Here is a 2566-nt window from a genome sequence, read left to right as displayed (position 1 = left end):
TGAATACTGGCTTCCAAGGGAGCCACGTGCCGTGCGCTTCAGAGCCACCTGGCCAGATCACGGATCGTGTCGTTCAGAGCCACGATTGGCGTGGTTGAGAGCCACCTGAAAAGCTCCTCCCACCATGTGATGGCCACGTGGTGGGAGGAGTACCGGTAATGGTACGGAAGATCAAGGCGAAACTTGTCTTGCAGTTACGAAATCAGGGTTTATCAGGCAGGTCGATCGCCTCGGCGCAGGGCATCGCGCGCAATAGCATCCAGGCGGTGCTCGATGCAGCGGACCGGCTCGGCGTCGTCTGGGATGACGTCGCGGAGCTGTCGGAAGCCGAGGTGTATGCGGCCGTGTTCCCCGGCCGCGGCGTTCATGAGAGCGTCTTCGCGCAGCCGGACTGGCCCCGGGTTCACGCTGAGTTGGCCCGGGTCGGGGTGACGTTGAAGCTGTTGCACCAGGAGTATGTCGACGCAGCGTCCATGGCGCAGGCAACGATGAGCTATGACCGGTTCTGCCGCCTCTATGGCGAACACGCCGCCGTCTCGGGGGCGACGTCAAGGGTCGGGCACAAGGCCGGCCGCAGTATCGAGGTCGACTGGTCCGGACCCACGATGCAGCTGTTGGATCCGACGACGGGTGAGCTGTCGAGGGTGTATTTGTTCGTCGCGTGCCTGCCGTTCAGCCGGTATGCCTTCGTGGAAGCGAGCCTGGACATGAAGCAGGAGTCGTGGCTGCGCGCCCACACGGCGATGTTCGCGTTCTTCGGTGGCAGCGTCCCGCGCCTGGTCCCGGACAATTTGAAGACCGGGGTGATTTCCCACCCGAAGGAGGGCGAGGTCGTGCTCAACGACGCTTACCGGGAGATGGCGGCGCACTACTCGGCCGCGGTCCTCCCGGGCAGAGTTCGCCACCCTCGAGACAAGAGTGGTGCCGAGAACACAGTCTCCCATGTCGCGACCTGGGTCATCGCCGGCCTCCGGCACGAGCAGTTTACGTCGCTGGCGCAGCTGCGCCTGCGGATCCGGGAACAGATCGATGCCTATAACCGGGAGCCGTTCCAGAAACGTGACGGGTCACGCCTCAGTGTGTTCACCGCGGAGGAGAAGCCGTTGTTGCAGGCGCTGCCGGCGGCCCCATTCGAGATCAGCACGTGGGTCTATAAACGCAAGGTGAACGCCAACGCTCACGTGGTTTGGGCGAAGAACTTCTATTCCGTCCCTTTCAGCCATATCGGCGCCCTCGTTGACTTGCGCGTGACGGAGACGATGCTGGAGGTTTACCGGCGTGACGAGCGCCTGACCAGCCATTTGCTGCTGCCGGCCACGGCCAGCAACCAGTATCGGACGAACGAGGCGGACCTGCCCGAGGGACGCAGCTTCCAGGCCTGGGACCGGGGCCGGATCGAGGAGTGGGCGGCGCGGGTCGGACCTGCGACGGCGGCAGTGACAGCCAAGATCTTCGAGACCGTGTTCATCGATGAGGCCGGCTTCGACGCGGCGCTGGCGGTGCTGAAACTGTCGCGCCGATTCTCCCCGGCACGCCTCGAAGCGGCCTGCGCGCTGGCGCTGCGGGGCCCGATCCGCTCACCCCGCTATGCGCACCTGCGGCCGATCCTCGACACCGGACAGGACAAAACCGGACACACCCCCGAGCCCGAGCCGGATGATGGCGGTTATGTTCGCGGCGGCGCCTACTACGCCGGAGGCACCCGATGAGCGTCCTGGATGGGGAGACCAAACGCAAGCTCCGCGAGATGAACGCCGGCGAGCTGGTGGAGGCCATCGACCTCCAAGACGACACCCTCAGCATCAGCTTGTCGTTCGAGGAACGGGTCCGCCTGGTCGTCGACGACGCCTACTCCACCTTCATGCACTCGAAAGTGGACGGGCTGATCCGACGGGCGGGGCTTCGTTACCCCAACGCGGACCTGCGGCGCATCGACCTGCTCGACGAGCGCGGCCTCAACCGGCAGCTCCTGACCCAACTCGGGACCTGCTTGTTCGTCACTCGGCAGCAGAACGTCGTCTTCCAGGGGTTCACCGGGTCGGGGAAGTCGTATCTGGGCTGCGCGATCGCGAAACGCGCCTGCGAACATCGGATCCGCGCCCATTATGTTCGGATGCCCGACCTCGAAGAGGCCTGGGTCGCAGCTCAAGACACCCCCGGCGGCGCCGGCAAGTTCCTCCGGAAATACGCTGCCTTCACCCTGCTCGTCATCGACGAGTGGTTACTTGATCGGCCGACGGAATCGATGCGGACGATGTTGCTGGAGTTGATGGAGCGCCGTTACGGCGAGACGTCGACGGTATTCTGCACCCAGTATCAGCAGAAGGACTGGCATCACCGCCTCGGCGCCGGCGTCCACGCCGACGCCATCATGGACCGCATCATCCACAACACCACCTGGGTCGACACCGGCACCTACAACATGAGGGAGCAGACCGCCCTGGCCAGCGCCTAACGATGAGGTCGAGGGCCAGTGGCTCCCAAGCACACCACCACTGGCTCTCTTCCGCACGATCGGTGGCTCTGAAGCGCAAGATTGGGTGGCTCTCAAGGCATCAAATACTCA

2 protein-coding genes are annotated in these 2566 nt (G+C 64.3%); both read left to right on the top strand.

From position 1 onward, the window contains the following. Positions 1-158 precede the first annotated feature (158 nt). Positions 159-1709: an IS21 family transposase gene (gene istA / locus NFC73_RS20615; RefSeq protein ID WP_254753332.1), complete on the top strand. Its 1551-nt coding sequence runs from the start codon at positions 159-161 to the stop codon at positions 1707-1709. Then, complete coding sequence (locus NFC73_RS20610) at positions 1706-2455, top strand: ATP-binding protein (RefSeq protein WP_254753330.1); 750 nt, start codon at positions 1706-1708, stop codon at positions 2453-2455. The genes istA and NFC73_RS20610 overlap by 4 nt, the downstream gene beginning before the upstream one ends. Positions 2456-2566: the final 111 nt, after the last annotated feature.

Source organism: Pseudarthrobacter humi, from assembly GCF_024294965.1.
In the GTDB taxonomy this organism is placed as follows: domain Bacteria; phylum Actinomycetota; class Actinomycetes; order Actinomycetales; family Micrococcaceae; genus Arthrobacter; species Arthrobacter humi.
The sequence above is the reverse complement of the archived record's forward strand: the minus strand, read 5'-3'. Positions and strand labels throughout refer to the sequence as shown.